The organism is Cupriavidus pauculus, from assembly GCF_003854935.1.
Classification (GTDB): Bacteria; Pseudomonadota; Gammaproteobacteria; order Burkholderiales; family Burkholderiaceae; genus Cupriavidus; species Cupriavidus pauculus_C.
This window is the reverse complement of sequence record NZ_CP033970.1, coordinates 1,582,456-1,605,370: the sequence shown is the minus strand read 5'-3', so window position 1 is coordinate 1,605,370 and position 22,915 is coordinate 1,582,456. Positions and strand designations below refer to the sequence as shown.

Genomic DNA, 22,915 nt, shown 5'->3' with positions numbered 1-22,915 from the left:
TTGAGACAGCAGCTCAGCCAGATGTGCTGGAAACGACAGGCGGCGCGGCGGTGCGCAGGTTTGTCAGCATGTCGTCGACCATCTCGGCCAGGCCGAATTGCGGCTGCCAGCCCCAGTCCCGCCGGGCGGCGCTGTCGTCGATGGAATCGGGCCAGCCCTGCGCGATGGCCTGGCGGTAGTCCGGCGCGTAGCGGACCTCGAAGCCGGGCACGCGCTGGCGGATCGCGTCGGCAATCTCCTGCGGCGTAAAGCTCATGCCGGCCAGGTTGTAGCTGCCGCGCTCGCGCACGGCGTCGCGCGGCGCCTCCATCAGTTCCAGCGTGGCGCGGATGGCGTCGGGCATGTACATCATCGGTAGCCGTTCGCCGGCGTTCAGAAAGCAGGTGTAGGGCTCGCCGCGCACCGCGTAGTGAAAGATGTCGACGGCATAGTCCGTGGTGCCGCCGCCGGGCGGCGTCTTGTGCGAGATCAGGCCCGGGTAGCGCACGCTGCGCACATCCACGCCATGATTCTCGAAGTACCAGCGGCACCAGCCCTCCCCGGCCTGCTTGGAAATGCCGTAGACCGTGGTCGGCTCCATGACGGTCTTCTGCGGTGTGTCCACGCGCGGCGTGGTGGGGCCGAACGCGGCGATCGAGCTGGGCCAGAACACGCGCGTGATGCCGTGATGCCGGGCAGCTTCCAGCACGTTGAGCAGGCCGGTCATGTTCAGGTTCCAGGCCCACTGCGGCGCCTTCTCGCCGGTAGCGGACAGCGCGGCGGCCAGCAGGTAGATCTGGTTGATGCCGTGCCGCTCGATCACCGTCGCCAGCTCGCCGCGGTCGGTCACATTGAGCATTTCATGGGCGATGTGGACATGGCGGCCGGTGGGCACCACGTCGGACGTCACCACCTGCCCGCGGCCGTAGCGCTCGGCCAGCGCCAGGGCCAGTTCGGAACCGAGTTGCCCGTTGGCGCCGATGATCAGGATCTTCGGCACGGGGGATTCGCCGGCGCCGCTCATCGGATCAGCCCCAGCTCGCGGCCGGCCTGCGCAAAGGCGTCCAGCGCGGTTTGCAGCGTGGCCTCGTCGTGGATCGCGCTCATCTGCACGCGGATCCGCGCCTGCCCCTTCGGCACCACGGGATAGAAGAAGCCCACGACGTAGACGCCCAGCGCCAGCAGCCGGTCGGCCAATTGCTGCGCTTTCTCGGCGTCGTAGACCATGATCGGCACGATCGGATGGTCGCCGGGCTTGATGTCGAAGCCCAGCCGCACGATGCCTTCGCGGAAGAACCGCGTGTTCTGTTCGAGCTTGTCGCGCAATGCGGTGCTGGCTTCGAGCAGGTCCAGCACCTCGATGCTGGCCCCCACGATCACCGGCGCCACCGTGTTCGAGAACAGGTAGGGACGCGAGCGCTGGCGCAGCAGGTCGATCACTTCCTTGCGGCCCGACGTGAAGCCGCCCGACGCCCCGCCCAGCGCCTTGCCCAGCGTGCCCGTGATGATGTCGATCTTGCCGAAGACGCCGCGCGCCTCGTGCGTGCCGCGCCCGCGCGGGCCCATGAAGCCCGTGGCATGGCATTCGTCGATGCCCAGCAGCGCGCCGTGTTCGTCGCAGATGGCGCGGATCTCGTCCAGCCGCGCCACGGTGCCGTCCATCGAGAACACGCCGTCGGTGAACACGAGCTTGTACCGCGCGCCGTCGGCGTCGGCCTGGCGCAACTGGGCGCGCAGGTCATCCAGGTCGTTGTGCTGGTAGCGATAGCGGCGCGCCTTGCTCAGGCGGATGCCGTCGATGATCGACGCATGATTCAGCGCGTCGCTGATCACGGCGTCCTCGGCGCCCAGCAGCGTCTCGAACAGCCCGCCGTTGGCATCGAACGCCGAGCCGTAGAGGATGGTGTCCTCGGTGCCCAGAAAGCGCGCCAGGCGCCCTTCCAGCGTCTTGTGCAGGTCCTGCGTGCCGCAGATGAAGCGCACCGACGACATGCCGTAGCCGTGCGTGCGCAGCGTGGCATGGGCCGCTTCCAGCACCCTGGGATGCGACGACAGGCCCAGATAATTGTTGGCGCAGAGGTTGATCACCTCGCGCCCGTCCGCGGTGCGCACGGTGGCGCCCTGCGGCGTGGCGATGATGCGCTCGCGCTTGTACAGCCCCGCGTCGCGGATGGCATCGAGCTCCGCGCGGAGCGATGCATAAAACGCCTCGGCACTCGACATGGCCAGACTCCCGGTGTAGTGTCTCGGATCGCTCGATTCGATAAATCGAACGTGTTCTATATAACGAACGTGTCGTGCACTATAACGAACCCATGACGACCACGCAACCCTCTTCCGCCAAGTTGCCGGCCGCCCCCGACGGGCCGCCGGCCGTTGGCAGTGCGCTGCAGGCGCTGCGGCAAAGCCAGCAGTTGTCGCTGGACGACCTGTCGCGCCGCGCCGGTGTCTCCAAGTCTATGCTGTCGCAGATCGAACGGAACCTGGCCAATCCGACGGTGGCCGTGCTCTGGCGGCTGGCCAACGCGCTCGGCGTCAGCCTGGCGGACTTCCTGGCCCAGGGCCCGGGCGCCGCGCCGGCGCCGGCCATTGCCGTGGTGCAGGCGCACGCCATCCCTGCGCTGAAGAGCCCGGACGGGCGCTGCGAGCTGCGCATCCTCGGCCCGATTGACCTGGCGGGACGCTTTGAATGGTATGAATTGACGATCCAGCCAGGCGGGGTGCTGGCGTCGGAGCCCCACGAGGCCGGCACCCAGGAGCACCTGTCGGTGCTGGGCGGCGCGATGACCGTACGGTCGGCCGGGGACGAAAGAAAGCTGAAGCATGGGGAAACCGCCCGCTACGGCGCGGACGTGTCCCATGCGATTGCCAATCCGGGCAAGAGCGTCGCCACCGCGCTGCTGGTGGTGGTCCACCCGGCCTGACGATCACATCTCGTCGATCGCGGTCGAGGCCGTGACCACGCCGGCGTCCCGCTCCAGCGAGAACCGGTCGCGCGTGGTCACGTAGAAGCTGGCGCCGAAGCGGCCCACCGGAAAGTAGTCCTGCAGCCGCACGCGCCAGCGCTCGGTGTCGATCAGGCCGTCACGCGCGTGCAGCCGCAGCACCCGGCCGATGAAGATCTGGCGGCTGTCGGTTTCCAGCGTCTCCCAGAGTCGGCACTCGAACGCAACGGGCGCCTCGGCAATGCGCGGCGGCGCCACCTCGGTACACGGCGCGGCGGTCAGCCCCACGTGCGCCAGTTCGCTCATGTGCGGCGGCAGCCGCTCGCCGCAGCGGTGCATCTTCTCCGCCATCGCCTCGTCGCTCAGGTGCACCACGAACTCGCCGGTGCGCACGATATTGGCCGCCGTGTCCTTGAGCGCGCCGTCGCCCAGCCGGTTGACGCTGATCATCACGATCGGCGGCTCCTCGCCCAGCATGTTGAACATCGAGAACGGGGCCGCGTTGGCGGTGCCGTCCGGGCCCAGCGTGGTGACCAGCGCAATCGGGCGCGGCACGATCAGGCTGGCCATGAGCTTGTAGCGCTGATATTCGGTGATCGCGCTGAAATCGATTTCCATGGGGTGTCCTCAGGGGTTGCGGCCGGGCTTCTGCGGCAGCCCCAGCATCTGCGCCAGGCTCTTTTCGCCCTGCATGCGCGAGGTCTCGATGCGCTGTTCCAGTTCGCGCAGATGGGCTTCCATCAGCGCAACCGCACCGGCCGCGTCGCGGGACTCGATGCAGGCGACGATGGCCGCGTGCTCGTCATGCTCGCATGGCGCGTGGCCCGGCGGCTCGTACAGGCCGACGATCAGCGAGCAGCGCGACACCAATTCGGTCAGGTAGCGCTGCAGCACCGGGTTGCGCGCCAGCGCGGCAATGCGCAGGTGGAAGCCGCTGGCCAGCCGCGCCCACGACGGCTGGTCGAAGCGGTGCATCGCGTCGTGCTCGTCGGCCAGCTGGCGGCGCAGGTCGCAGATGTCGTCGCGCGTGGCCCGCTCCACGGCCAGCTCCACCAGCACGCGCTCCATCGCGCGGCGGGCTTCGAAGATCTGGCTGGTCTCCTCAGGCGTGGGTTCGGCGATCACGGCGCCCTTGTTCGGCCGCAGCGCGACGATGCCGTCGTGCGCGAGCTTTTCCAGCACGCGCCGCACCACGGCCCGGCCCACGCCGAACAGGTTGCAGAGCTCGGGTTCCGGCAGCTTCGTGCCCGGTGTCAGGCGGTGGTTGAGCACCCCGTCGAAGATCGCCTGGTAGATGCGGCTGTCGGCATCGGCGGGCTCGGGGGTTTCCGGCGCGGCCTCGGCGGGGGCTTTCCTTGCGGCTTTGGTGGACATGACGTCGGTCAGGGAAACAATGGCCATGATGTTAGCGCGGTGTGCCAGCGGTCGCCGCCGGGCGGTCCATGGCGTCCCACGCCGCGCAGATCGCGCCCGGCGTGGTCATCCAGACGTCGCCCGTGGCACGGTGCGCGGCGATGTGCGCCAGCGCGCGGCGCAGGTGGCGCAGGCGGTAGGGCTGGCCCACCAGGTACGGATGCAGCGCAATGCCCATCACCAGCGGCTGCGGGTGGCGCGCGTGGTTGGCCTGCGCCAGCATCTCGTCGAACTGGTCGACGATCATGTCGGCAAACGCGGCCCCGTCGAGCTGCCGCGCGATGATCATCGGGATGTCGTTCAGCTCCTGCGGGTACGGGATCGACAGCAGCGTGCCGCCGTCGCGCGTCTGCATGCGCACGGGACGGTCGTCGTGCGCCCAGTTCAGCGTGTAGCGGTAGCCGGCCTCGGCCAGCAGGTCCGGCGTGACCAGCGTCTCCGATATCCACGGCGACAGCCAGCCGCCGGGCGCCTGCCCGCAATGGGCCTGGATGCGGTCGCGGCAGTGGACGATCAGCGCGCGCTCGCCGGCTTCGTCGAACTCGCTCTGGCGGTGCGCGTTGGTGTGACCGTGGCCGATCAGCTCGTCGCCGCGCGCCAGGCAAGCGTCCAGCACCTCGGGGCAATGGTCGTAGAGCGCCGTGTTCAGCAGCACGCCGGCAGGCATCTGCAGGTCGTCGAACAGGTCCAGGCAGCGCCACACGCCCACCCGGTTGCCGTATTCGCGCCAGCTGTAGTTGAGCACGTCCGGCTGCGGCGATACGGGCCCCAGGTTGGCGCCCAGCCCCTCGCCAAACGCGAAATGCTCGATGTTGAAGCCCAGGTAGACGGCCAGGCGCGCGCCGCCGGGCCAGCGCGCGTCGGCGGCGTCGGTGATCGGCCGGTACGGAAAGCGGCCGTGGTGGCGCAGCGGACCGAACGTCGGCGCGGCCGTGGCTTGCGCGGCGGCCAGCGGGCTCGGGTTGAAGGTCATGGACGGTTGCCTTTCTTCGGGTTGGTGCATCCGGCGCCGGGCACCGCACTGGCTTCGTGCGTGATGCCCCGTTCCGGATCGTATGCATGGATGCACCCGGATCGTTCGCAATATCCGGACCATATCGTCAGCACGTTGGAAACCGGCGTGTCGCGGAAGCTGGCGTGGATTCGTCAACGCGGTGGCACGGCTCTTGCGAGCCACGGCCCCGACATCCACCCATCCGGAGATCTGCCATGTTTCGTCCCCAACGCCGTGCATTGATCGCTGCCGCCGCGGCCGCCTGCGCGATGACCGCGCTGCCCGCGCACGCCGCCGACACCATCAAGATCGGCCTGATCACGGCGCTCTCCGGCCAGTCGGCCCGGGCCGGCGAATCGCTGACGCGCGGCATGACCATCGCCATCGACGAGATCAACGCCAAGGGCGGCCTGCTGGGCGGGCGCAAGCTGGAACTGGTGCGCCGCGACGACGAAGGCAACCCCGCCAAGGGCGTGCTGGCCGCGCGCGAGCTGATCTACAAGGAAAAGGTGGCCGTGCTGTTCGGCGGGCTGGACACGCCGGTCTCGATGGCCATCGTGCCCATCGCCAACCAGGAAAAGGTGCCGTTCATGGGCCCGTGGGCGGCCGGCACGCCAATCACGCACAACGGCGCCAATCCCAACTTCGCGTTCCGCGTGTCGGCCGTGGACGAGGTGGTCGACAAGGCCATGCTCCAGTACGCGCAGAAGGCGTTCAAGGCCTCGCGGCCGGGCCTGATCCTGGTGAACAACCCGTGGGGCGAATCGAACGAGAAAGGCATCGTCGCCGCGATGGCCGCCAAGGGCGGCAAGCCGGTGGGCGTGGAGAAGTTCGAGGCCAACGACGTGGACCTGGTGCCGCAACTGGGCCGCCTCAAGGCCGCCGGCGCCGACGTGCTGCTGATGGTGGGCAATGTCGGGCCGTCCGCGCAGGTCGTGAAGTCGCTGGACCGCATGGGCTGGAAGGTGCCGGTGGTCTCGCACTGGGGGCCGGCCGGCGGCCGCTTCACCGAACTGGCCGGGCCCAACGCCCGGAACGTCCATTTCGTGCAGACGTACAGCTTCTTCGGCACGCCCACGCCGGTCAGCACGCGCGTGGTCAATGACCTGAAGGCCAAGTACAGCGACGTGAAGGGCCCGGACGACATCACGCCGGCCGTGGGCGTGGCCAACGCCTATGACGCCACGCAGCTCGCGGCGCTGGCCATCGCCAAGGCCGGCAGCACCAAGGGCGACGCCGTGCGCGAGGGCTTCTACAAGATCGACCGCTACGAGGGCCTGATCAAGACCTACGTGAAGCCGTTCTCGCCGCAGCAGCACGACGCGCTGACCGAGAACGACTACGTCTGGGCCCAGTTCATCGACAACCGCATCGTGCCGGTGAAGCAGTAACGCCGCCTCGCCCGCCTGCGGCGGGCGGCAGCACAACGACAGACAAGGACTCACCATGTTATGGATTTCCGCCCTCATCAGCGGGCTGGGCCTGGGCAGCATGTACGGGCTCATGGCGCTGGGGTTTCACATCACCTACGCGGTGTCGGCCACCGTCAACTTCGCGCAGGGCAGTTCGATGATGCTGGGCGCCGTGCTCACGTACACGTTCGCGCAGACGCTGGGCTGGCCCATGCCGCTGGCGGTGCTGCTGGCGCTGGCGCTGTGCGCGCTGTACGGGCTGGCCGTGGAATTCCTGGCCGTGCGGCCGTTTGCCAGCCGGGGGTCGAACGCGTGGCTGATGGCTACCGTGGCGCTGGGCATCGTGCTCGATAACGTGGTGATGCTCTGGTTCGGCACCGAGCCGCGCAGCCTGCCGTCGCCGCTGGCCACGCAGTCGGTGCAGCTGGGCAGCGCCGGCGTGGGCGTGTATCCGCTGCAACTGGTGATTCCGGTGGTCGGCCTGGCGCTGGCCGCGCTGCTGCACTGGGTGCTGCGCAAGTCCCGCTGGGGCGTGGCGATGCTGGCCGTGGTGCAGAACCGCGACGCCGCGCGCCTGATGGGCATCCCCATCCGCCGCACCATCGCCGGCGCGTTCGCACTGTCTACGCTGCTGGCCGGCATTGCCGGCGTGCTGATCGCGCCGTTGTTCAACGTGCAGGCCGACATGGGCACCGTGTTCGGGCTCAAGGCGTTTGCCGTGGCGATCCTGGGCGGGCTGTCCAGCGCCTGGGGCGTGATGGTGGCCGGGCTGATCTTCGGCGTGGCCGAGGCGCTGGTGACCGCGTCGCTGGGCTCCAGCTACACGCAGATCATCACGTTCGCGCTGGTGATCGCGCTGCTGGCGCTGCGCCCCGATGGGCTGTTCGGCCGTGCGGAGGTACGAAAGGTATGAGCAAGACAATGACGACCGCCCTGCCCGCTGCCGCGACCGGCGCGGCCCCGCTGGCGCCCGCCCCCTGGCTGGGCCTGGGCACGCCGCTGCAGATCGTGGCCATGGTGGCCGCGCTGCTGGCCGCCGCCGCGCTGACGCTGACGCTGAACGGCTACTTCGTGTTCGTGATTGCCGGCGTCGCCATGCTGGCGATCTGCGGCGTGGGCCTGAACCTGCTGCTGGGGCTGACCGGCCAGGTGTCGTTCGGCCACGTGGGCTTCTATGCGATTGGCGCCTACGCGGTGGCCATCCTGACCGGCCAGGCCGGCTGGAGCTTCTGGGCCGCCTGGCCCGTGGGCGCGCTGGTGGCCGCCCTGCTGGGCGCGCTGCTGGCGCTGCCCGCGCTGCGGGTCAAGGGGCCGGGCCTGGCGATGGTGACCATCGCGTTCGGCTTTATCGTCGAGCACGGTGCCGTGGAATGGCGCGCGCTGACCGGCGGGCAGAACGGCCTGATGGGCATCGCCCAGCCGTCGCTGCCCGGTGTCGATAGCGGCGAGCGCGCGCTGGCGCTGATCGCCATTGCCGTGCTGGGCGTGGCCGTGGCGGCCTATGCGCGGATCGCGCGCGGAAGCTGGGGCGCGGCCATGCGTGCCGTGCGCGACAGCGAGACCGCCGCGGCGTCGATCGGCGTGAACCCGCTGGTCGTCAAGACCGTCGGCTTTGCGTTCTCGGCGGCGCTGGCCGGCCTGGCCGGCGGGCTGTTTGCGCCGCTGCAGGGCATGGTCACGCCGGGCATGTTCTCGTTCCTGCAGTCGATCCTGTTCGTGCTGGTGGTAATGATCGGCGGCGCCGGCACCGTGGCGGGCCCGCTGGCCGGGGCCGTGATCGTCGGCCTGCTGCCCGAGATCCTGTCCAGCCTGGAAAACCTGCGGCTGCTCTGCTTTGGCGTGCTGCTGCTGGTGGTGCTGTGGGTGGCCCCCACCGGCATCGTGGGCGTGGTCACGGCGGCATTCCGCCGGCTGCATCCGGCCGCGCCAGCCAGCCACGCGCCGGTGGCCGGGGCCTCGCTGCCCGTGCGTGAAGCGGTGCAGCGGCGCGGGTTGTCGGCGCTGGGCCTGTCGATTGTGTTCGGCGGCGTGCGCGCCGTGGACGACCTGTCGTTCGACCTGCCGCCCGGCCAGGTGACGAGCCTGATCGGCCCGAATGGCGCGGGCAAGTCCACCGTGCTCAACATGCTGTCCGGCTACTACCGCCCGCGCGCCGGGGGTCGCCGGCTGGGCGCCGATGCGCTGCCCGCGCGCGGCGCCTGCCACAGCGCCCGGCACGGCATCTCGCGCACGTACCAGACCACGCAGCTTTTCACCGGCATGAGCGCGGCCGACAACGTCGCCATCGCGCTCACGCGCGGCAAGCTCGGCACGCTGCTTGGCATTGCCGGCTTCACGGCCCCCGCCGTGCGCGCCGAAGCCTGCGCGCTGCTGGCCGCGTGCGGCTACACCGGCCATCCCGATACCAGCGCCGCCGACCTTGCGCACGTGGATCGCCGGCTCGTGGAGATTGCCCGCGCGCTGGCCACGCGGCCGGCCGTGCTGCTGCTGGACGAACCGGCCGCCGGCCTGTCGCGCGAGGACAAAGCGATGCTCGGCCGCCTGCTGCGCCGGATTGCCGATAGCGGCGTGGCCGTGGGGCTGGTCGAGCACGACATGTCGCTGGTGATGGACGTGTCCGACAACATCGTCGTCATCGACGCCGGCCAGCATCTGGCACGCGGCACGCCCGATGCGGTACGCGCCGATCCGGCCGTGCGGCGCGCCTACCTGGGCGAGGCGTCGGGAACGGTCACGCGCCGCCGTGCCCGCACCGGCACCGACGCCACGCCGCCCGAAGTGCTGGGCGTCAGCGCGCTGCGCGCCGGCTACGGCGCGGCACCCGTGCTGCACGACGTCGACCTGCAGGTGCGCGAAGGCGAAATGGTGGCGCTGCTGGGCGCCAACGGCGCCGGCAAGTCCACGCTGATGCGCGCGCTGTCGGGCCTGCACCGGCCGGTGCGCGGCGGCATCACGTTCGACGGCATCGACCTGGCCCGGCTCGACGCGGCCCGCATTGCCGAACTGGGCGTGGTGCTGGTGCCCGAAGGCCGTCAGGTGTTTCCGGAACTGTCGGTACTGGACAACCTGCGGCTCGGCGCGTTTCCGTCCGGCCGCCTGCCGCGCGCCGAGATGACGCGCCGCATCGAGTCGATGTTCGCGCGCTGGCCCCGGCTGCGCGAGCGCCAGCACCAGCGCGCCGGCCTGCTGTCGGGCGGCGAGCAGCAGATGCTGGCGGTGGCGCGCGGGCTGATGTCGAACCCGAGCGTGCTGCTGCTGGACGAGCCGTCGCTGGGCCTGGCGCCGAAGGTCATCGACGAACTGTTTGCGTCGCTCGATACGCTGCGCGACGCGTCGATCACGATCCTGCTGGTCGACCAGATGGCCGCGCTGGCGCTGTCGCTGGCCGACCGCGCGTACGTGCTGGAAGAGGGCCGCGTGGTGGCCAGCGGCGATGCCGAGTCGCTGGCGCGTGACCCGGCGCTGGTGCAGGCGTACCTGGGCGGGCAACACGGATGAGCGCGCTGGCCACTTCCCGGACCGGCATGGTCACGAGCCCGCACCGGCTGGCGAGCGAGGCCGGGCTGGACATCCTGCGCGCGGGCGGCAACGCCATCGAGGCGGCCATTGCCGTCGGCGCCACGCTGGCCGTCACCTATCCCCACTTCACCGGCCTGGGCGGCGACGCGTTCTGGATTGTCGGCGACCGGCATGGCAACGCGCGCGCGCTGTCCGGCATCGGGCAGGCGGCCGCCGCGCTGCCCGACTATGGCGATGCGATACCCACGCGCGGGCCGGCGTCGGCGCTGACCTCGGCGGCCACGGTGGACACCTGGGACCGCGCCTTCGCCATCAGCCGCGACCAATGGGGCGGGCGCCTGGGCTGGAGCCGGCTGTTCGAGCGTGCCATCGCGCTGGCCGAGGACGGCTTTCCGGTCACGCCGTCGCAGCGCTTCTGGCAGGCATTCCGCGCCGCCGAGCTGGCCGACTGGCCCGGCTTTGCCGACGTCTTCCTGCCCGATGGCCGCCTGCCCGAAGCCGGCGACCGCCTGCGGCAGCCGGCGCTGGCCCGCAGCCTGGAGCGCATCGCCCGCTTCGGCGCGCGCGAGTTCTACGAAGGCGAACTGGCCGCGCGCATCGCCGCGGGCCTGCAGGCGGCCGGATCGCCGCTCACCCGCGACGACCTGGCGCGCACCGCCGCGCGCGACGAGGCGCCGCTGCGCGTGCCCTATCGCGGCGGCGAGCTGCTGAGCCTGGCGCCGCCCACGCAGGGCGTGACCACGCTGCAGATCCTCGGCATCCTGGACCGGTTCGACGTCGCCGCCATCCCCGAAGGCAGCGCGGACTACTACCACCTGCTCGTGGAAGCCGTGAAACAGGCGTTTATCGAGCGCAACCGCCATGTGGCGGACCCCGAGTTCGCGGCCGTCCCGGTCGACGCCATGCTGGCCCCCGACCGGCTGGCCACGCTGGCCGCGCGGATCGATCCGCAATGCGCCCAGCCCTGGCCGCACGTCTACCAGCACGGCGACACCGTGTACCTGAGCGCGGTGGACGCCGAGGGCCGCTGCGTGAGCGTGCTGCAGACCGTGTACTTCGACTGGGGCAGCGGCGTGGTGGCCGGCGACACCGGCATCCTCTGGCACAACCGCGGCGCGGCGTTTTCTGCCGATCCCACCCATCACAACGCGATACAACCGCGCAAGCGGCCGTTCCATACGCTCAATCCAGGCATGTACCTGCGCGACGGCAAACCCCGGCTGAGGTATGGCACGCAGGGCGCCGACGGCCAGCCGCAGACGCTGGCGGCCGTGCTGACGCGGCTGATCGACTACGGGATGAACCCGCTGCAGGCGCTGGCGCGGCCGCGCTTCCTGCTGGGCCGCACGTTCTCGGACAGCCGCGACAGCCTGAAGATCGAGGCCGACGCGGGTGCCGATGTGATCGCGGCGCTGTCGACCCGCGGCCACGAAGTGAGCCCCATCGACACGCAGAGCCCGCTGGCCGGCCATCCGGGCGCCATCGCGTTGTACGACGGCGGCACGATCGCCGGCGCGCACGACCCCCGCAGCGACGGCATCGCCATGGGGCTGTAAGGGGCATGGCACCCGGCGCGGCCGCGCTGGGGCATCATGCTGGAAAACCGGCACCGCCGCGCATGACGCAGGCATGACAGCCCTGCAACGTGTAGCGGTTTTGTTTCGGACAGGAACCCGTGCAGGGGATGCCCGTCCAATGCCCATGACTGTCGACTCGCCATCACGATGCGATGCAGCGTGCAAGCGCCGGGGCGATGGTCCACAATTCCGCCGGAGGGGCGCACCGCTGCATACGGTTCACGCGCTCCCCATGTCCCCAGCAACCGCTCCCCTCTCGCCAAGGAGAACACCGTGCTGAGCCCACATGAACTTGCCACGCTGATGTTGATCGGCAATGGCCCGCATACCCGCGACGATACGTCGACCATCCCCGCGCGCGAAATCGATCCCGTCGATCTCGATGCGCTGATCTCCAAGGAAATGGTGATCCTGCAGTCCGAACAGGGCAAACGCCCCTGTCCGCAGATCACCGCGCACGGCCGCTCGATGCTGGCCGCCGTGGGCCGCCTGGGCTAGCTGCCCGGGCCTTGCCCACAGCCTCTCTCGCTATCGACCCCGTGACCCGATGCCGGGTGGCTATCGCGTGACGGTAGCGGTCGGTCAGCGGCTGCCATCGCAGCCATCCCCCAGCCATACGGGGCGTCCATGTCGACGCCCCGTTTTTCGTTCCCGCCCGTGCCCGGCGTCGGCCATGCGCCGACAGGCAGCGGCGGATGCAATCGCTATAGTCTGCTGAGCACCCGTAGGCGGCGCCGCGCGGCCCGCCCTGCCCCCCGTTACAGGAGCCCGCCATCGCAGCCTGGCAATCGGACATCCCCGCCCGCCTGGACCGCCTGCCGTGGTCGCGCTGGCACTGGCGCGTGGCCATCGCGCTGGGCATCGCCTGGGTGCTGGACGGGCTCGAAGTCACGCTGGTCGGGTCGGTGGGCGCCGTGCTGGAGCGCCCGGACACGCTCGGCCTGAGCGCCGCGCAGGTGGGCTGGACCGGATCGCTGTATATCCTCGGCGCCGTGCTGGGCGCGCTGGTGTTCGGCCGGCTGGCCGACCGGCTGGGCCGCAAGCGGCTGTTCCTGGCCACGCTGGCCGTCTACATGGCCGCCACGCTGGCCACCGCGTTCTCGCCGAATTTTGCGTTCTTCGCGCTGTGCCGCTTTGTGACCGGGCTGGGTATTGGCGGCGAATACGCGGCCATCAACTCGGCCATCGACGAACTGATACCCGCCCGCGTGCGCGGCCGCGTCAACCTTGCGATCAACGGCAGCTTCTGGCTGGGCGCCGCGCTTGGGGCGGGCCTGAGCCTGTTGCTGCTGGACCCGCGCGTGTTCGGGCCGGTCTGGGGCTGGCGCGCCTGCTTTGCGCTGGGCGCGGTGCTGGCCGTGGCAATCGTGCTGATCCGCCGGCACGTGCCCGAAAGCCCCCGCTGGCTGACCACGCACGGCCGGCACGACGAGGCCGCGCGCGTGATCGCCGCCATCGAGGCCGAGGTGACGGCGCAGCATGGGCCGCTGCCCGCCCCCGACGCGGCGACCCACGTGGCCTATGCCGGCAAGCCGATTCCGTCGCTGCGCGAGATCGTGCGGCTGCTGGTGCATCGCTACCGGACGCGCAGCGTGGTCACGTTTGCGCTGATGGTGGCGCAGGCGTTCTTCTACAACGCCATCTTCTTTACCTACTCGCTGGTGCTGACCAAGTTCCAGGGCGTGCCCGAGGAGCGCGTGGCGCTCTATATCTTCCCGTTCGCGCTCGGCAACGCGCTGGGGCCGCTGTTGCTGGGGCCGCTGTTCGACCGTATCGGCCGGCGCAAGATGATTGCCGTGACCTATGTGCTGTCCGGCATCGGGCTGGCGGCCACGGGCTGGGCGTTCCGGGAAGGCTGGCTGGACGCGCGCTCGCAGGCGCTGTGCTGGTCGGCCGTGTTCTTCCTGGCGTCGGCCGCGGCCAGTTCGGCCTACCTGACCGCCAGCGAGGTGTTTCCGCTCGAAATGCGCGCGCTGGCCATCTCGGTGTTCTACGCGGTAGGCACCGGCACGGGCGGCTTTATCGCGCCGGTGCTGTTCGGCATGCTGATCGAAACCGGCAGCCGGGGCGCGGTGGCGGTGGGCTATGCCATCGGCGCGGCGCTGGTCATCGTGGCCGGGCTGCTGGCGCTGCGGTTTGGCGTGGATGCGGAGCGCCGCGCGCTGGAGGACATCGCCCCGCCGCTGGGCGCCGAGCGCGGCTGACAGAAAAAAATATTCTTTTTCATACTTTTCCGGCGTATGTTATGTTATTCCATAACATTTCTACCGGATTCCGAGATGCCAACGCTCCACACCCAACTGCGCGCACTCCGCAAGCTGCGGGGCGTGACGCTGGGCGACGTCGGCCGCACTATCGGCATGGCGGCGTCTAACCTGTCCCAGGCCATCAGCGGCAAGCAGGATGTGCGCGGCTCGACACTCATCGCCATCGCCGCAGCCATGGATGCCGAATGGGTGCTGGTGCCGCGCGAGCACCTGAACGACGTCCGGCAACTGCTGGCCGGCAAGACGGCCGGCCCTGACCGCGCCGCGCCCACCTCGGTCGACCTGCTGCTCGGGGACCAGACATGAGCGACGACCTGCGCCCGCGCTACCTGTCCGTCCACCTGCACGGCGTGCTCTGCGGCTACCTGTGCGAAGCGGGCCGCACCACGCGCTTCGTGCCCGGCGAGCAGTTCCGTGGCGATCCGGGGCGGCCCACGCTGAGCCTGTCGCTGTCCGTGCCCGGCAACGAGGCGGCCACCGCCACGGTGCTGTCCAACCCTTTCCATCCCGCGCTCTACAACACCGGCGGCGAGCTGCCGCCCTATTTTGCCGGCCTGCTGCCCGAGGGCGAGCTGCGCAAGCGGCTGGAAGCCACGCGCCATCACCCGGACGACCGCGACGACTTTGGCGTGCTGGCCGCCGCCGGCGAGGACCTGCCCGGCGCGCTGACGATCCGCCCGGCCGACCTCGACGCGCTGCCGGACTACGTGCGCACCGTGGGCGTCACCGGCGGGGCCGACAACCTTGAAATCGCCGTGGTCGAAGGCGCCACCGAGGGCGCCGCGTCGGTGTCCGGCGTGCAGAACAAGCTGGCGCTGTCCACGGCCTACGCGGGCCGGTGCTACACGATGCCTACGCACGGCCGCCTGTCGGACCTGATCGCCAAGCTGCCGGCCCGCAACGACGACAGCCAGATCTTCAACGAATACGTGTCGATGCAGCTGGCGCAGGCGGCCGGCGTGGCGGTGGCCGTCTGCCGGCCCCAGCCGCTGGCCGCGATCGACGTGCCGGGGCTGGCCGAGGCGCTGGGGCCGGACCTGCATTTCCTGGCCGTCGACCGTTTCGACCGCGAACCGGGCGGGCGCGTGCATGCCGAGGACGGCTGCCAGATCCTGACCCGCATGCCGGCGCGCAAGTACGCCGGCAGCGACGCCTACGTGGCCATCGTCCGGCTGCTGGACCGGCTCAGCGTGCGCGGCATCGAGGACGTGCGGCAGTTCTTCATGCGCCAGGCCGTGCATACGCTGCTGGGCAACAGCGACGCCCATCTCAAGAATTTCTCGTTCCTGTACCGCAATGGCAGGATGCCGGAGCTGTCGCCGGCGTACGACATCGTCAGCGTGGCCGCGCTGCCGGGCTTTGCCGCGTTCGGCCAGAACGTGGCGATCGACGCCCTGCAGCGCCAGCAGACGCTGGAGACGTACCGCCAGTTCGCCCGGGACGCGCGGATCGCCGACCGCATTGCCGTGGCGGCGGTCAAGGACGCCGTGACGATGGCGCAGGCGCGCTGGCCCGAATTGCTCGACACGCTGCCCACGCCACCGGCCATGCGGACCCTCGTGCTGGACCGCCTGCGCACGCTGCCGCTGGCACGGCTGGCGCGCCGCTAGCGGCCGGCCGACGGCTCAGCTCAGCCCGTCGAGCACCATGTGCTGGCCGTGGATGGCATCGGCCGCGTCGGAGGCCAGGAAGGCCACGGCCCGTGCCGCGGCGCCCGTGGAGACCCAGTGCGACGGCTCCGCCGACGGCATGGCGCGGCGGTTGGCCGGGGTATCGAGGATGCTCGGGGCGATGCTGTTGACGTTGATGCCGGCGCCGCGCACCTCGTGCGACAGGCTTTCCACCAGGCGCTGCAGCGCGCTCTTGGACGCCACGTAGGCGCCCATCGTCGCCGCCCCGGCCGCCGCGCTCCGGGCGGACACGGCCACCACCTTGCCGTGCCGCTGGAACATCATCGACGGGATGAAATGGCCGGTGACGGCCACGAACGACCACGCATTCAGGTCCATCATGCGCAGCCACGACTCGCGGCTCATGGCATGGGTCGGGTCGCCCATCTCGAAGCCGCCCGCCACGTGCACCAGCACGTCGACCGTGCCGAAGGCGTCGAGGATGGCCGCCGCCACGCCAGCCATCGCCGTATCGGACGTGACGTCGGCCGCGTGCAGCAGCGTGCCGCCATGGTCGGGCTCGGGGTGGGCAAAGACGCTCTGCAGGTGCTGCAGGCTGTGGTCGATTAATGCCAGCCGCGCGTGTTCGGCGGCAAAGCGGCTGGCCACGGCGCGCCCGAGGGCGCCGGCCGCGCCGGTGATCACGACATGACGACGGGGGGCCTTCGCATCCATGGCTGGCTCCGGAACAGGGGTCCTTCCACCATAGTGCGTGGGTCCGGACTCCGCCAGCGGCCGGGCGGCGCCAACTGTACAGCACGTGGCACCGGCATCTGTGCATGGCCGCGCGGTCGATGTTCGTGCAAGATGCGGCACCGCCCGCCCCTCGGGCTTTTCGTACCAGGATGCAGACGTGCCCCTTTCCCGCCTCAGGCAGAGCGAAACCCTGCTGGCCGTTGCCGCGCTGGTCGGCTCGATGGCGTCGCTGTGCATCGGCACGTCGTTTGCCAAGAGCCTGTTCGGCGCCGTGGGCGCGCAAGGCACCGTGGCATTGCGGGTGGGGTTTGCCGCGCTGATCCTGATCGCGGTGTGGCGGCCGTGGCGGTTCCGGCTGTCGGGCACCCATGCGCGGGCCATCGCGCTGTACGGCGCGGCGCTGGGCGCGACCAACCTGCTGTTCTATATGTCGCTGCGGACCATCCCGCTCGGGCTGGCCATCGCCATCGAGTTCACGGGCCCGCTGACCGTGGCGGTGCTGTCGTCGCGGCGCGCCATCGACTTCCTGTGGATCGCCTGCGCCGTGGCCGGGCTGGTGCTGCTGCTGCCGCTGGGCGATGCCGCCACGCACCTAGACCCCGTCGGCATCGGCTTTGCGCTGGCGGCCGGCGTGGGCTGGGCGCTCTATATCGTCTTCGGGCAGATGGCCGGCAACGCGCACGGCGGCCAGGCCACGTCGCTGGGCATGACCATGGCGGCGCTGGTGGCGCTGCCGTTCGGGCTGGCCCATGCGGGCCCGGCGCTTTTCAGCCCGGCGGTGCTGCTGGCCGGGCTGGCGGTGGGGCTGATGTCGAGCGCGATTCCGTATTCGCTGGAGATGGTGGCGCTGAAGCGGCTGCCTCGGCGGACCTTCGGCATCCTGCTGAGCCTGGAGCCCGCCATGGGCGCGCTGGCCGGGCTGGCGTTCCTGCACGAGCAGTTGACGCTGATCCAGTGGGTGGCGATTGCCGCCATCATCACCGCGTCGATCGGCTGCACGGCCACGTCGCGCGGCAAAAGCTAGTTGCCGGCGAACCAGTCGTGCGGCAGCCAGTGGTCGCGGCGCGGCCGGGTGGTGTCTGCCAGCGACAGGCTGACTTCGTGCAGGTAGCTGTCCTCGGGGTTGCGGCGCGTGGCAAAGCCGCAGTCGCGCATGATGGCCAGCATGCGGCGGTTTTCGCTCAGCACGTCGCCGCGCATGCCGCGTAGCCGGCCGGCCCGCGCCACCTGCTGCAGCCGCTGGATCAGCCGCCGCCCCAGTCCCTGGCCCTGCCAGTCATCGGCCACCACCACGGCCAGTTCGGCCACGTCATCGGCATTCACCACGTATTCGGCATTGGCGACGATGGTTTCCTCGCCCGATGCGGCGGGCGCCGTCACCGCCATCGCCACGTCGCGTCCCGGGCGATGGCCGACAAAGCCCTGGATGGTCTCGTCGGCTACCCGGCCGCCGGTCAGAAAGCGGTAGTAGCGGCTTTCGCGCGACAGGCTGTCGACGAAGGCCCGCAGCGCGTCGCGATCGGCCGGCCGCACCGGCCGCACCGTCACCTGCCTGCCGCCGCGCGCGATCCACTGTTCCGCGCCCGCCTCTTCTTGCTGTGTTCCGGTATCGCCACGCATCGCCCACCCCTGACTTCATTTTCTGTAGGCAGGACTATAGTCGAAACCCTGACTTTTGCAAATGAAGTTAGAGTGCTATCCTGAATTCATGCCGACCACCGCTCCGCCCCTCTCGCCCGACGACTTCGCCCAATGCTCAATTGCGGCCACGCTTGGCCTGATCGGCGAAAAGTGGACGATCCTTATCCTGCGCGACGTGTTCTCCGGCGTCCGCCGGTTCGACGACTTCCTGGCCCGCCTGCAGTGCTCGCCGGCCGTGCTGTCCGCGCGGCTCAAGACGCTGACCGAGGCCGGCCTGCTGCGCAAGGTCGGCTACAAGGAACCCGGCGAGCGCGAGCGCTTTGCCTACCATCCCACCAAGTCCGCCGTGGACCTGCTGCCGGTCATCGTTGGCCTGATGCAATGGGGCGATGCCCACATGAAGCCGTGCGGCCAGGGCCCGGCCGAGATCCGCTCGCGGGTCAACGGGCTCAAGGTGCGCGCGGCCCTGATCGACGACGAAAACCAGCTCGTCTCCCCCTCGGACATGCAGCTCATCTCGCTGCTCGATCCCGCCACGTCCCCCCGCTGATCGGACCGGCGCGCACCGGCGCCGCACATTGCACTGCACCATAGCCGTGCGGCCGCCCTAGTCTGGCGCCGCACCACGATGCGTTAATGTGCCTGATGCGCCGCTTCAAGGCGGTTTTTCGGCCGCCCAGGCATCCCAGTCGCCACCTTCATCCCCTGGCACACCGCTTGCGATAGGTAGTGCGGGCCGGTCAACGGCGATCCGCCCACCCCACACAAGCGCGGCCGCCTTCTTCAAGGCGACCGGGCAGGACAACGGCGTCCCCAGAACTGGCCCCCATTGGCCAGGCTCTCGGGACGCCATTTGTTTTTGGAGCCCAAGGATGAACGGCAAAGCCACCCGGATCGACCTGCTGAGTCTGAAGACCCCGCAGATGCGCGCCTTCCACCTGACCTGGATGGCGTTCTTCGTCTGCTTCTTCGCCTGGTTTGCCTGCGCGCCGCTGATGCCGGTGCTCAAGGGCGAATTCGGGCTCACGCCGGGCCAGATCGCCAACATCAACATCGCCGCCGTGGCCGTCACGATCATCGTGCGGCTGATCATCGGGCCGATGTGCGACCGCTTTGGCCCGCGCAAGACCTATACGGGCCTGCTGGCCATCGGCGCGATCCCGGTCATCGGCGTGGCCTTTGCCCAGAACTACGAGACGTTTCTGTTCTTCCGCCTGCTGATCGGCGCGGTGGGCGCGAGCTTTGTCATCACGCAGTACCACACGTCGGTGATGTTCGCGCCCAACGTGGTGGGCACCGCCAACGCCGCGTCGGCCGGCTGGGGCAACGCCGGCGGCGGTGCCGCCCAGGGCGCCATGCCGCTGCTGCTGGCCGCCGTGCTGTTCCTGGGCGTGGACCACGCCATGGGCTGGCGCGTGGCGCTGATTGTGCCGGGCGTGCTGATGCTGGTGATGGCCGTCGTCTACTGGCGCTTCACGCAGGACTGCCCGGAAGGCAATTTCTCGGACCTGCGCGCCCAGGGCATCGCCGTGAGCGGCGGCAAGGGCGGCGGCGGCTGGGCCAGCTTCCGCGCCGCCAGCACCAACTACCGCGTCTGGATGCTGTTCATCACCTACGGCGCCTGCTTTGGCGTGGAGATCTTCATCCACAACGTGGCCGCCACGTTCTACGTGGACCGCTTTGGCCTGTCGCTGTCCGCCGCCGGCATGGCCGCCGCCAGCTTCGGCCTGCTGGCCCTGTTTGCCCGGGCGCTGGGCGGCTACCTGTCCGACAGGGTGGCCCGCCGCCGCGGCCTGGATGCGCGCTCGATCGTGCTGTTCGTCTTCATCCTGGGCGAAGGGCTGGGCCTGCTGGCCTTTGCCCACGCCTCGGGCGTGGTCACCGCCGTGGCCGCGATGCTGGTGTTCGGCCTGTTCACGCACATGGCCTGCGGCGCCACCTACGCGCTGGTGCCGTTCATCGACCGCAAGGCGCTGGGCGGCGTGGCCGGGATCATCGGCGCGGGCGGCAACGTCGGCGCGGTGGCGGCCGGCTTCCTGATGAAGGGCCTGGGCGACCTGCAGCTCACGCTGACGTACCTGGGCGTGGCCGCCACGCTGGCCGCGCTGTGCGCCATCGCCGTGCGCTTCAGCGCCGAGCACAAGGCCCGCGAGCAGGCGCTGTACGACAGCGCGCTCGCCAACTGATCGACGCCTCACACAAGATACCCCGCACAAGGAAAGCATCATGAAGATCATCATCGTCGGGCACGGCATGGTCGGCCACAAGTTCCTGGAATGCCTGGCCGATGCCGGCGCGCAGGACCTGGAAGTGACGGTGCTCTGCGAGGAGCCGCGCCCCGCCTACGACCGCGTCCACCTCTCGGAATTCTTCGCCGGCAAGTCGGCCGATGACCTGTCGCTGGTGCCGGCGGGCTTCTTCGACCAGCACAACAACATGCTGCTGCGCCTGAACGCCAGGGCCACGGGCATCGACACGGCGGCGAAGACCGTCACCACGTCCACCGGCGAGACACTGTCCTACGACAAGCTGGTGCTGGCCACCGGCTCGTACCCGTTCGTGCCGCCGCTGCCGGGCAAGGACCGCAAGGACACCTTCGTCTACCGCACCATCGAAGACCTGGAAGCCATGCTCGAATGCGGCCGGCGCGCCCGCACGGGCGTGGTCATCGGCGGCGGGCTGCTGGGCCTGGAATGCGCCAAGGCGCTGCGCGACATGGGGCTGGAAACCCACGTGGTGGAGTTTGCCCCGCGCCTGATGGCCGTGCAGGTGGACGACGGCGGCGGCCGCATGCTGCGCCAGAAGATCCAGGACCTTGGCGTGACGGCCCACACGGGCAAGAACACGGTGGAGATCGTCGATGGCGTGGACGGCACGCACCGCATGAACTTTGCCGACGGCACGCACCTGGACACCGACATGATCGTGTTCTCGGCCGGCATCCGCCCGCGCGACGAACTGGCGCGCCAGGCCGGCCTGGCCGTGGGCCCGCGCGGCGGCATCACCATCGACAACAACTGCCTGACCTCGGACCCGCACGTCTACGCCATCGGCGAATGCGCGCTCTGGGACGGCAAGATCTACGGCCTGGTGGCCCCCGGCTACGACATGGCCCGCGTGGCCGCCCGCCACCTGCGCGGCGAGGCCGCCGAGTTTGCCGGCGCCGACATGAGCACCAAGCTCAAGCTGATGGGCGTGGACGTGGCCAGCATCGGCGACCCGCACGGCAACGCGCCGGGCAGCCGGTCGTACCAGTTCACCGACGAGCGCAAGCAGGTCTACAAGAAGCTTGTGGTGTCCGATTGCGGCAAGTACCTGCTCGGCGGCGTGCTGGTGGGCGATGCGGCCGAGTACGGCACGCTGCTGCAGATGATGCTGAACCGCATCGAGCTGCCGGAATCGCCCGAATTCCTGATCCTGCCATCGTCGGACGGCCAGGCCAAGCCTGCGCTGGGCGCCGACGCGCTGCCCGACACCGCCCAGATCTGCTCGTGCAACAACGTCAGCAAGAGCCAGATCTGCGCGGCCGTGACCGACGGCGCCACCAGCATCGGCGCGCTGAAGACCTGCACCAAGGCCGGCACCGCGTGCGGCGGCTGCGTGCCGCTGGTCACGCAGATCATGAAGGCCGAGATGAAGAAGCAGGGCATGGCCGTCAACAACCACATCTGCGAGCACTTTCCGTACTCGCGCCAGGAGCTGTACCACCTGGTGCGGGTGGGCAAGTTCAAGACGTTCGACGACCTGCTGGCCGCGCACGGCAAGGGCCTGGGCTGCGACATCTGCAAGCCCACGGTGGGCAGCATCCTGGCCTCGTGCTGGAACGAGTTCGTGCTCAAGGAAGAGCACGCCAGCCTGCAGGATTCGAACGACTACTTCCTGGCCAACATCCAGAAGGACGGCACGTACTCGGTGGTGCCGCGCATGCCGGGCGGCGAGGTCACGCCTGACGGCCTGATCGCCGTGGGCCAGGTGGCCAAGAAGTACGGCCTCTACACCAAGATCACCGGCGGCGCGCGCGTGGACATGTTCGGCGCCCGGCTGGAGGAACTGCCGCTGATCTGGGAAGAACTGGTGGCCGCCGGCTTCGAATCGGGCCACGCCTACGGCAAGTCGCTGCGCACGGTGAAGTCGTGCGTCGGGTCGACGTGGTGCCGCTACGGCGTGGACGACTCCGTGGGCCTGGCGATCGACATCGAGAACCGTTACAAGGGCCTGCGCGCGCCGCACAAGATCAAGTTCGGCGTGTCGGGCTGCACGCGCGAGTGCGCCGAGGCGCAGGGCAAGGACGTGGGCATCATCGCCACCGAGCGCGGCTGGAACCTCTACGTCTGCGGCAACGGCGGCATGAAGCCGCGCCACGCCGAACTGCTGGCCGGCGACCTGGACCGCGAGACGCTGGTGCGCTACATCGACCGCTTCCTGATGTTCTACGTGCGCACGGCCGACCGCCTGCAGCGCACCAGCACCTGGCGCGACAACCTGGAAGGCGGCCTGGACTACCTGAAGGCCGTGGTCATCGACGACAAGCTCGGCATCGGCGCCGACCTGGAAGCCGAGATGCAGCACGTGGTGAACACCTACGAGGACGAGTGGAAGAAGGCCATCACCGACCCCGAGACCCGCAAGCGCTTCCGCCACTTCGTCAACAGCGACCTGCGCGACGACAACCTCGTCTTCCTGGAAGAGCGCGGCCAGATCCGCCCGGCCACGCCGGAGGAACGGAACTTGCAGCGCAACCGCCTGAGCCACATTCCCGTGGTTGCCGTGCCCGCCAAAGCTGCCTGAAACAAGGAGAACGT

General features: G+C 69.8%; 20 protein-coding genes. 13 read left to right on the top strand and 7 right to left on the bottom strand.

Translation table 11 applies throughout. The annotated features are described in order from the left end of the window. Nucleotides 1–13: 13 nt before the first annotated feature. Together EHF44_RS25255 and kbl are read right to left on the bottom strand one after the other, a co-directional pair. Entirely contained in the window at nt 14–1,003 is a 990-nt protein-coding gene (locus EHF44_RS25255; protein WP_124686415.1) for an L-threonine 3-dehydrogenase, read from the bottom strand. After that, nucleotides 1,000–2,202: a glycine C-acetyltransferase gene (kbl, locus tag EHF44_RS25250; RefSeq protein ID WP_124686414.1), complete on the bottom strand. Its 1,203-nt coding sequence runs from the start codon at nt 2,200–2,202 to the stop codon at nt 1,000–1,002. Before kbl ends, EHF44_RS25255 begins: the two co-directional genes overlap by 4 nt. Before the next feature lie 92 nt (nt 2,203–2,294). Between kbl and EHF44_RS25245 the strand changes: the two genes are divergently transcribed. Next, nucleotides 2,295–2,903, top strand: a complete 609-nt coding sequence (locus EHF44_RS25245; protein WP_124686413.1) for a helix-turn-helix domain-containing protein — start codon at nt 2,295–2,297, stop codon at nt 2,901–2,903. Between the two features lie 3 nt (nt 2,904–2,906). Here EHF44_RS25245 and EHF44_RS25240 read toward each other — a convergent pair whose 3' ends face one another. Genes EHF44_RS25240 through EHF44_RS25230 form a run of 3 tightly spaced genes read right to left on the bottom strand, consistent with a single transcriptional unit; the run spans nt 2,907 to nt 5,310 of the window. Further along, nucleotides 2,907–3,542, bottom strand: a complete 636-nt coding sequence (locus EHF44_RS25240; RefSeq protein ID WP_124686412.1) for a flavin reductase family protein — start codon at nt 3,540–3,542, stop codon at nt 2,907–2,909. Nucleotides 3,543–3,551: 9 nt separating this feature from the next. After that, nucleotides 3,552–4,298, bottom strand: coding sequence for a GntR family transcriptional regulator (locus EHF44_RS25235; RefSeq protein ID WP_124686768.1), 747 nt, complete (start codon nt 4,296–4,298; stop codon nt 3,552–3,554). 31 nt (nt 4,299–4,329) lie between these two features. Further along, nucleotides 4,330–5,310, bottom strand: a complete 981-nt coding sequence (locus tag EHF44_RS25230; protein ID WP_124686411.1) for a polysaccharide deacetylase family protein — start codon at nt 5,308–5,310, stop codon at nt 4,330–4,332. Between the two features lie 236 nt (nt 5,311–5,546). Here EHF44_RS25230 and EHF44_RS25225 point away from each other — a divergent pair, with 236 nt between their 5' ends. The 8 genes from EHF44_RS25225 (at nt 5,547) to EHF44_RS25190 (ending at nt 15,716) form a co-directional block, all read left to right on the top strand. Continuing rightward, nucleotides 5,547–6,722: an ABC transporter substrate-binding protein gene (locus tag EHF44_RS25225; protein ID WP_124686410.1), complete on the top strand. Its 1,176-nt coding sequence runs from the start codon at nt 5,547–5,549 to the stop codon at nt 6,720–6,722. Nucleotides 6,723–6,777: 55 nt separating this feature from the next. Then, complete coding sequence (locus EHF44_RS25220) at nt 6,778–7,656, top strand: branched-chain amino acid ABC transporter permease (protein WP_124686409.1); 879 nt, start codon at nt 6,778–6,780, stop codon at nt 7,654–7,656. Nucleotides 7,657–7,664: 8 nt separating this feature from the next. Then, nucleotides 7,665–10,241, top strand: a complete 2,577-nt coding sequence (locus tag EHF44_RS25215) for a branched-chain amino acid ABC transporter ATP-binding protein/permease (RefSeq protein ID WP_124686408.1) — start codon at nt 7,665–7,667, stop codon at nt 10,239–10,241. Next, a complete protein-coding gene (gene ggt, locus EHF44_RS25210; protein WP_124686407.1) occupies nt 10,238–11,818 on the top strand; it encodes a gamma-glutamyltransferase in 1,581 nt (526 codons plus the stop codon). Before EHF44_RS25215 ends, ggt begins: the two co-directional genes overlap by 4 nt. A gap of 294 nt (nt 11,819–12,112) precedes the next feature. Continuing rightward, nucleotides 12,113–12,337, top strand: a complete 225-nt coding sequence (locus EHF44_RS25205; RefSeq protein WP_124686406.1) for a hypothetical protein — start codon at nt 12,113–12,115, stop codon at nt 12,335–12,337. A gap of 275 nt (nt 12,338–12,612) precedes the next feature. Next, nucleotides 12,613–14,043 (top strand): MFS transporter, encoded by a 1,431-nt coding sequence (locus EHF44_RS25200; RefSeq protein ID WP_124686405.1) that lies wholly within the window; start codon nt 12,613–12,615, stop codon nt 14,041–14,043. 75 nt (nt 14,044–14,118) lie between these two features. After that, a complete protein-coding gene (locus tag EHF44_RS25195) occupies nt 14,119–14,412 on the top strand; it encodes a helix-turn-helix domain-containing protein (protein ID WP_124686404.1) in 294 nt (97 codons plus the stop codon). Then, complete coding sequence (locus EHF44_RS25190) at nt 14,409–15,716, top strand: type II toxin-antitoxin system HipA family toxin (protein WP_124686403.1); 1,308 nt, start codon at nt 14,409–14,411, stop codon at nt 15,714–15,716. Before EHF44_RS25195 ends, EHF44_RS25190 begins: the two co-directional genes overlap by 4 nt. Nucleotides 15,717–15,731: 15 nt before the next feature. Here the strand turns inward: EHF44_RS25190 and EHF44_RS25185 are convergent, their stop codons facing one another. Then, nucleotides 15,732–16,451: an SDR family NAD(P)-dependent oxidoreductase gene (locus EHF44_RS25185; RefSeq protein ID WP_124686402.1), complete on the bottom strand. Its 720-nt coding sequence runs from the start codon at nt 16,449–16,451 to the stop codon at nt 15,732–15,734. A 178-nt stretch (nt 16,452–16,629) separates the two neighbouring features. Between EHF44_RS25185 and EHF44_RS25180 the strand changes: the two genes are divergently transcribed. Beyond that, entirely contained in the window at nt 16,630–17,496 is an 867-nt protein-coding gene (locus tag EHF44_RS25180; protein WP_124686401.1) for an EamA family transporter, read from the top strand. On the opposite strand, the gene EHF44_RS25175 is transcribed toward EHF44_RS25180, so the two are convergent. Then, complete coding sequence (locus EHF44_RS25175) at nt 17,493–18,092, bottom strand: GNAT family N-acetyltransferase (protein ID WP_124686400.1); 600 nt, start codon at nt 18,090–18,092, stop codon at nt 17,493–17,495. The two genes, EHF44_RS25180 and EHF44_RS25175, sit on opposite strands and share 4 nt — an antisense overlap. An 88-nt stretch (nt 18,093–18,180) precedes the next feature. Between EHF44_RS25175 and EHF44_RS25170 the strand changes: the two genes are divergently transcribed. The 3 genes from EHF44_RS25170 to nirB all read left to right on the top strand — a co-directional run bounded on the left by EHF44_RS25170 (nt 18,181) and on the right by nirB (nt 22,901). Then, nucleotides 18,181–18,663: a winged helix-turn-helix transcriptional regulator gene (locus tag EHF44_RS25170; protein ID WP_253700209.1), complete on the top strand. Its 483-nt coding sequence runs from the start codon at nt 18,181–18,183 to the stop codon at nt 18,661–18,663. A 322-nt stretch (nt 18,664–18,985) separates the two neighbouring features. Beyond that, a complete protein-coding gene (locus EHF44_RS25165; protein ID WP_124686398.1) occupies nt 18,986–20,299 on the top strand; it encodes an MFS transporter in 1,314 nt (437 codons plus the stop codon). A gap of 40 nt (nt 20,300–20,339) precedes the next feature. Continuing rightward, entirely contained in the window at nt 20,340–22,901 is a 2,562-nt protein-coding gene (nirB, locus tag EHF44_RS25160) for a nitrite reductase large subunit NirB (RefSeq protein ID WP_124686397.1), read from the top strand. The last annotated feature ends 14 nt before the right edge of the window (nt 22,902–22,915 follow it).